At 39.5% G+C, this 205-nt stretch carries 1 tRNA gene; it reads right to left on the reverse strand.

Going from position 1 to position 205, the window contains the following annotated elements:
* Positions 1-28: 28 nt before the first annotated feature.
* Positions 29-104: transfer RNA gene (locus L21TH_RS13610), tRNA-Ala, on the reverse strand.
* Positions 105-205: the final 101 nt, after the last annotated feature.

Below are 205 nucleotides of genomic sequence, written 5' to 3' on the forward strand. Positions count from 1 at the left end.
TCCACTATGCAGTTTTCAAAGTACAATATGGTGGAGATAAGGGGATTCGAACCCCTGACCTCCTGCTTGCAAGGCAGGCGCTCTCCCAACTGAGCTATATCCCCACAATATAATGCTTACGCACATTTCATCAGAGAGACCTATTCTTAAATGCTTTTTATTTAACATTTACAATTTAGAATTCTTCACAAGATGTTTCACTTCT

The organism is Caldisalinibacter kiritimatiensis, assembly GCF_000387765.1.
Taxonomy (GTDB): Bacteria; Bacillota; Clostridia; order Tissierellales; family Caldisalinibacteraceae; genus Caldisalinibacter; species Caldisalinibacter kiritimatiensis.